Source organism: Streptomyces sp. ID05-39B, from assembly GCF_033794725.1.
GTDB lineage: Bacteria > Actinomycetota > Actinomycetes > Streptomycetales > Streptomycetaceae > Streptomyces > Streptomyces bobili.
Map to the genome: position 1 here is coordinate 1 of NZ_JARGEF010000341.1, position 6,686 is coordinate 6,686.

Annotated in this window: 5 protein-coding genes; 4 read left to right on the forward strand and 1 reads right to left on the reverse strand. The window is 73.3% G+C overall.

From position 1 onward, the window contains the following. From cobT to P1P75_RS38315, 3 genes are all read left to right on the forward strand, one after another. A partial coding sequence (cobT, locus tag P1P75_RS38305) for a nicotinate-nucleotide--dimethylbenzimidazole phosphoribosyltransferase (RefSeq protein WP_319264105.1) occupies positions 1–1,964 on the forward strand: 1,964 nt, incomplete at its 5' end. A 140-nt stretch (positions 1,965–2,104) separates the two neighbouring features. Continuing rightward, on the forward strand, positions 2,105–3,337 hold the full coding sequence (gene cobA / locus P1P75_RS38310) for a uroporphyrinogen-III C-methyltransferase (protein ID WP_319264107.1): 1,233 nt from the start codon (positions 2,105–2,107) through the stop codon (positions 3,335–3,337). Positions 3,338–3,401: 64 nt separating this feature from the next. Next, positions 3,402–4,220, forward strand: a complete 819-nt coding sequence (locus P1P75_RS38315; protein WP_319264109.1) for an RNA methyltransferase — start codon at positions 3,402–3,404, stop codon at positions 4,218–4,220. Here the strand turns inward: P1P75_RS38315 and P1P75_RS38320 are convergent. Next, positions 4,187–5,617 carry a protein kinase gene (locus tag P1P75_RS38320; protein WP_319264110.1) on the reverse strand — a complete coding sequence of 477 codons (1,431 nt, stop codon included), beginning with the start codon at positions 5,615–5,617 and terminating at the stop codon, positions 4,187–4,189. The genes P1P75_RS38315 and P1P75_RS38320 overlap by 34 nt on opposite strands. A gap of 603 nt (positions 5,618–6,220) precedes the next feature. On the opposite strand from P1P75_RS38320, the gene P1P75_RS38325 reads away from it, so the two are divergent. Continuing rightward, a complete protein-coding gene (locus tag P1P75_RS38325; RefSeq protein WP_086773102.1) occupies positions 6,221–6,382 on the forward strand; it encodes a hypothetical protein in 162 nt (53 codons plus the stop codon). The last annotated feature ends 304 nt before the right edge of the window (positions 6,383–6,686 follow it).

Genomic DNA, 6,686 nt, shown 5'->3' on the forward strand with positions numbered 1-6,686 from the left:
CCACCCCGGCGGTGGACATTCCCGCGCCCCGCGAAGCGGACCCCGCCGCGCCGGAAGCGGAAGCCGAGCCGGAACCCGAGGCGCGGGTCGAGCCCGAGCCGGAACCCGAGGCGCGGGTCGAGCCGGAGCAGCCCGACCCGAACGTCGCACAGAACCCGGAGGACCTGGCCACCAGGGCCGCTGACCAGGAAGAAAGCACGGTCGCCGTGGAAGAAGTACGGGAGTCCACCGGCCCCGCCGCCCCCGCGTACGCCGACGCCGAGCGCGAGGCCGTCCTGAAGGTCATGCGCGAACGCCGGGACATCCGCAACGGCTTCCGCAGCGACCCCATCCCGCACGAGGTGCTGTTGCGCGTCCTGGAGGCCGCCCACACCGCGCCCTCCGTCGGACACTCGCAGCCCTGGGACTTCGTCGTGATCCGCTCCGCCGACACCCGGCGCGCGATGCACGAACTGGCGACGCGGCAGCGCGACGCGTACGCGAAGTCCCTGCCGAAGGGCCGGGCGAAGCAGTTCAAGGAACTGAAGATCGAGGCCATCCTCGACACCCCGGTGAACATCGTCGTCACCGCCGACCCGACCCGCGGCGGCCGCCACACCCTCGGCCGGCACACCCAGCCGCAGATGGCGCCGTACTCCTCCGCGCTCGCCGTCGAGAACCTGTGGCTCGCCGCCCGCGCCGAGGGCCTCGGCGTCGGCTGGGTCAGCTTCTTCGACGAGCGCGAGATGGTCCGCGCCCTCGGCCTGCCCGAGCACCTCGACGTCGTCGCCTACCTCTGCGTCGGCTACGTCGACGAGTTCCCGGACGAGCCCGAACTGATGCAGGCGGGCTGGGCCAAGCGCCGCCCCCTGTCGTGGGTCGTCCACGAGGAGACGTACGGCCGTCGCGCGCTGCCCGGCGAGGACCCGCACGACCTGCTCGCCGAGACCGTCGCCGGGATCCGCCCGCTGGACGCCAAGGCGCTCGGCGAGGCCTGGGAGCGGCAGAAGCGCATGACCAAGCCGGCCGGGGCGCTGGGCATGCTGGAGATCATCTCCGCGCAGCTGTCCGGCCTCTCGCGCCAGTGCCCGCCGCCGATCCCGGAGCCCGCGGCCGTCGCGATCTTCGCCGGTGACCACGGCGTGCACGCCCAGGGCGTCACCCCCTGGCCGCAGGAGGTCACCGCGCAGATGGTGGCCAACTTCCTCGGCGGCGGCGCGGTCTGCAACGCCTTCGCGAACCAGGTGGGCGCCGAGGTCTGCGTCGTGGACGTCGGCGTCGTGTCCGACCTCCCCGCGACCCCCGGCCTGCTGCCCCGCAAGATCCGCGCGGGCACGTCCGACATGACGACCGGCCCGGCGATGTCCCGCGAGGAGGCCAAGCAGGCCATCGAGGTCGGCATCGAGACGGCCCGCGACCTGGTCGCGGCCGGAAACAAGGCGCTCCTGACGGGCGAGATGGGCATCGCGAACACCACGGCGTCCGCGGCCCTCATCTCGGTCTTCACCGGCGCCGACCCGGCCGAGGTCACCGGCCGTGGCACCGGCATCAACGACGAGACCCTCGCCCGCAAGACCGAGGTCGTCCGCCGCGCGCTGGAGGTCCACCAGCCGGACCCCGCCGACCCCATCGGCGTCCTCGCGGCCGTCGGCGGCTTCGAGCACGCGGCGATGGTCGGCCTCCTGCTGGGCGGCGCGTCCCTGCGCACGCCGGTGATCCTCGACGGCGTGAGCGCCGGAGCCGCCGCCCTGGTCGCCCGCGCGATCGCGCCCGAGGTACTCGCGGCCTGCATCGCGGGCCACCGCAGCGCCGAACCGGGCCACGTCGCCGCCCTCAACAAGCTGGGTCTGCGCCCCCTCGTCGACCTGGACCTGCGCCTGGGCGAGGGCACCGGCGCCCTGCTGGCCCTCCCGCTGGTCCAGAGCACGGCACGGGCGATGCACGAGGTGGCCACGTTCGACTCGGCGGGCGTGACCGAGAAGTAGGACGTCCCCGGGGTCGGCGGGCATGCGCTCCCGCATGCCCCCCGACCCCGCCGTACGCTGAACGAACCTCTTAAAATCCGCACGTCAGGGCCGCTCCACAGCCGCAGCGCCCACCCCGCCCGTTCGAGGAGCCGCCCCTCATGGCCGAACACCCCGCCTACCCCGTAGGCCTCCGTCTGACCGGCCGCCGTGTGGTCGTCATCGGCGGCGGCCAGGTCGCCCAACGACGCCTGCCGGCCCTGATCGCCGCGGGCGCGGACGTACTCCTCGTGTCGCCCGAGGCGACCCCCTCCGTCGAGGCGATGGCGGACGCGGGCGAGATCACCTGGGAGCGCCGGGTCTACACACTCGGCGACCTCGCCGACGCCTGGTACGCCCTGATCGCCACCGGCGATCCCGATGCCAACGCCGCAGCCTCCGCCGAGGCCGAGCGCCGGCGCGTGTGGTGCGTACGCTCCGACAACGCCGACGCGGCCACCGCCTGGACCCCCGCGACGGGCCACAGCGAGGGCGTCACCGTCGCCGTGCTCACCACGGACGCCAAGGGCCGCGACCCCCGCCACACCGCCGCCATCCGCGACGCGGTGGTCGAGGGACTGCGCGACGGGACCCTGGTCGCCCCTCATCACCGCACCCGCACCGCGGGCGTCGCCCTCGTCGGCGGCGGCCCCGGCGACCCGGACCTGATCACGGTGCGTGGCCGCCGCCTCCTCGCCGAGGCGGACGTCGTCATCGCGGACCGCCTCGGCCCGCGCGACCTCCTCGCCGAACTCCCGCCGCACGTCGAGGTGATCGACGCGGCGAAGATCCCCTACGGGCGGTACATGGCCCAGGAGGCCATCAACAACGCGCTGATCGAGCACGCCAGGCAGGGCAGGTCGGTCGTCCGGCTCAAGGGCGGCGACCCGTACGTCTTCGGCCGCGGCATGGAGGAGCTCCAGGCCCTCGCCGAGGCCGGCATCGCCTGCACCGTCGTCCCCGGCATCTCCAGCTCCATCTCCGTCCCGGGCGCGGCCGGCATCCCGGTCACCCACCGCGGGGTCGCCCATGAGTTCACCGTGGTCAGCGGCCATGTCGCCCCCGACGACGAGCGTTCCCTGGTCGACTGGCCGTCCCTGGCCAAGCTGACCGGCACACTCGTGGTCCTGATGGGCGTCGACAAGATCGGCAAGATCGCCGAGACGCTGATCGCGCACGGCAAGCCGGCCGGCACCCCGGTCGCTCTCGTCCAGGAGGGCACGACGGCGGCCCAGCGCCGCGTCGACGCCACCCTGGAGACGGTCGCCGAGACGGTCCGTACGCAGGAGGTCAGGCCCCCGGCGGTCATCGTCATCGGCGAGGTCGTCACCGTCGGCCCCCGGACGTCGGCGTAACCGCCGGTAACAGACCCGTGCCAAGGCGTTGGCACCGTACTCAGGACAAGGCAGTATCAGCTCTGTGGCCGATCTCATCACCGTTGAGGATCCCGACGACCCGCGCCTGCGTGACTACACCGGCCTGACCGACGTGGAGCTGCGCCGCAAGCGCGAACCCGCCGAGGGCCTGTTCATCGCCGAGGGCGAGAAGGTCATCAGACGGGCCAAGGAAACCGGTTACGAGATGCGCTCGATGCTGCTGTCGTCCAAGTGGGTCGACGTCATGCGCGACGTCATCGACGAGCTCCCGGCTCCGGTCTACGCCGTCAGCCCGGAGCTCGCCGAGCGCGTCACCGGCTACCACGTCCACCGCGGCGCCCTCGCCTCCATGCAGCGCAAGCCGCTCCCGACCGCCACGGACCTCCTGCACTCCAACCGCCGCGTCGTGATCATGGAAGCGGTCAACGACCACACGAACGTCGGCGCGATCTTCCGCTCGGCCGCCGCCCTCGGTATGGACGCCGTCCTGCTCTCCCCGGACTGCGCCGACCCCCTCTACCGCCGCAGCGTGAAGGTCTCGATGGGCGCGGTCTTCTCCGTGCCCTACGCCCGCCTGGACACCTGGCCGAAGGGCCTCGACCTGGTCCGCGAGGCCGGGTTCACGCTGCTCGCCCTCACCCCCGACGAGAAGGCCAGCAGCCTGGACCGGGCGGCCCCGCACACCATGGACCGGGTCGCCCTCATGCTCGGCGCGGAGAGCGGCGGCCTGTCCACCCAGGCCCTGGTCGCCGCCGACGAATGGGTCCGCATCCCCATGTCCCACGGCGTCGACTCCCTGAACGTGGGCGCCGCAGCGGCCGTCGCCTTCTACGCGGTCGCGACGGGCCGCCCGCCGGCGTAGGCCGACCAGCCGCCTGCCCCCTGAGGCCGTACGTCCGGCTGAACCTGCCGCTCATGCCGTACGACGCCGTTCTCGCCGCCGAGCCCCTGCGTCGCCCCCTGGCAGCCCTGGACGACCGCGATGCCGAGGGCCACGAGCAGCGTCACGACGACGAAGACGAACAACCTCTGCCGCAGCAGCCGCGGATTGGCGGGCCGCCGCCCGGCCCCCGTGTTCCGCGACGCCGGCCGTCCCGCCCCGCCCCGCGCGGCGGGTCTGCTGCCGTTGCCGGAACGGGTGTTGCGGGAGGAGGACGTGTTCCGTCCGGCCGGTACCGGCCGGGACCCCGAGCGCGACGAAGGGTTGCCGCGCGACGAAGGGTTGCCGCCACCGCGCGGGGCACTGCCGCCCCGCGAGGGCCCTCCGCCACGGGAAGGCGCGGATCCGCGAGAGGACGGCACGCCGTCGCCGCGCGACGGCGGAGCCGGCTGCCGCAGCGTGCGCTCCGGATAACCGCTGTCGGCCAGTCGCCCGGTGGGCCGGTCGGCCTCACCGGCACGCGGAGCCGGCGGTCGCGCCTCGGCCGGACCGTGGGCCTCACGGGCCGCGATCTCCTTGAGTCGCAGCGAGAGATCGAGCGTGCTGGGCCGCTCCTGCGGATCCTTCGCCAGACAGGCCCGGATCAGCGGCGCGAGAGCGTCCGGCACGCCCTGCAGATGCGGCTCCTCGTGCACCACGCGGTACAGCATCACCTCGGAACTCCCATGCCCGAAGGGGGAGTCGGCCGTGGAGGCGTACGCCAGGGTGGCGCCCAGCGAGAACACGTCGGTGGCCGGGGTGACCAGCGCCCCGCGCACCTGCTCCGGCGCGAGGAACCCGGGGGAACCGACCGCCGTACCGACATGCGTCAGCGTCGAGGCACCCGTCGCCCAGGCGATGCCGAAGTCGATGATCCGCGGGCCCTTGGGGGAGAGCAGGATGTTGGACGGCTTCAGGTCCCGGTGCACGACGCCCGCCTCGTGGACGGCGACGAGCCCCTCCGACAGCGCCGCCCCGATCGTCGCCAGCTCGGCGGCCCCGAGGGGACCGTCGTCGGCGACCTTGTCGTGCAGCGAGGGACCGGGCACGTACTGGGTGGCGAACCACGGCCGGTCGGCGTCCAGGTCCGCCGCGACCAGCCGGGCGGTGCACCCGCCCCGGATCCGCCGCGCCGCCGACACCTCACGCGCGAAGCGCGAGCGGAACTCCTGGTCCTCGGCCAGATCGGGCCGGATCACCTTCAGCGCGACCCGCTGCCCCTTCTTGTCGGAGCCCAGGTAGACGACGCCCATCCCGCCCGCGCCCAGCCGTCTGTGAAGCTTGAACGAGCCGACGACGCGCGGGTCCTCGCGCCTCAGGCGCATCATCGCCATGTTCATCCCCGCTGCCCGGTCCGTGTGACGTGGCACAGCTTACGTTTCCACGGCCCCGCGCGCGCAGAGGCCGCGCCCTCTCGGTCCCACCGATTGTCGGTGCCGGCCGGCAGGCGTGAGAAGTGGTCAGCGAGCTTGCGAGCAGGCTCACTTCGCGCTACCGGTGATCACAACCCACCTGTCACAGAAGGGGGATTGCACCGTGAAGGGTGACCGAGTGGAGACAGCCGTCGACGCGGGCGACGCGACGCGAACCGACGAGGTGGTGGCCGGCGGAGCGGGCCGCCGGGTGGGGACGGTGGTACGCACAGGGGTGGTGGAAGTGAGCGAAGTCACCCTGGAGGTCCCCGCCCCCCCGCCTGAGGCGGGCCCGGACCGGGCGCCCCCTCCGGGAAGACCCCGAGACCCAGGACTCCGTCTCCACCCAGGGGTGTACTCCACAGGTCATGGCTCATCCTCCGGGAGGCCCGGCAATCGGTACGAGGGCATGACGCCCGGCACCGGCCGGACACCTAGATTTGAGGTCAAGCGGCGGGTGCAGCACTCGTCCCCCGAGGTCAGACACCCGCCGCTTGCCAAGGACAACCGAGACAGGTCAGGAGAGGGACCATGGCCCACACGGCACACAGACCCCGCCGTACGGGCCGTCGCCACCCCTTGGTGGCGACGGTCATGGCCCTCCCCCTGGCGGTCCTGCTCCTCGTCGTCTTCGACGGCTGGGAGACAGTGGCCACACAAGCGTCGTCCGTGGGTGTGATGCTGGGGCGCTGAGCGGCGACCCCAGGCCCGGAAGAGCGGTCCGGGCGGGGACATCCATCCATGAAACCCCGTGGGGACGGGGGTGCGGCGGACGGCAAAAGATGCCGGCGCAGCTGGGGAGCTGCGCCGGCATTGCTCTGCCCTTTTCCAGCGCCGGTCCGGGTATTCCAGCCCGTCTGGGGGCGCAGCCCCCGGGTCCGGGACGGGTACGGCGCCGGGGGCGGACTCCCCTGGCCCCGCAGTGACACCGACCGGCCCGACACCCCCGTACCCTGCGGGAGCAGCCCGCACTCCCCAGGAAGGCCCCGTGCCCACC

Bases quoted from the DNA above. Each gene is read 5' to 3' on its own strand.
- cobA (WP_319264107.1), top strand. From the start codon at position 2,105: ATGGCCGAACACCCCGCCTACCCCGTAGGCCTCCGTCTGACCGGCCGC.
- P1P75_RS38320 (WP_319264110.1), bottom strand. From the start codon at position 5,617: ATGAACATGGCGATGATGCGCCTGAGGCGCGAGGACCCGCGCGTCGTC.
- P1P75_RS38325 (WP_086773102.1), top strand. From the start codon at position 6,221: ATGGCCCACACGGCACACAGACCCCGCCGTACGGGCCGTCGCCACCCC.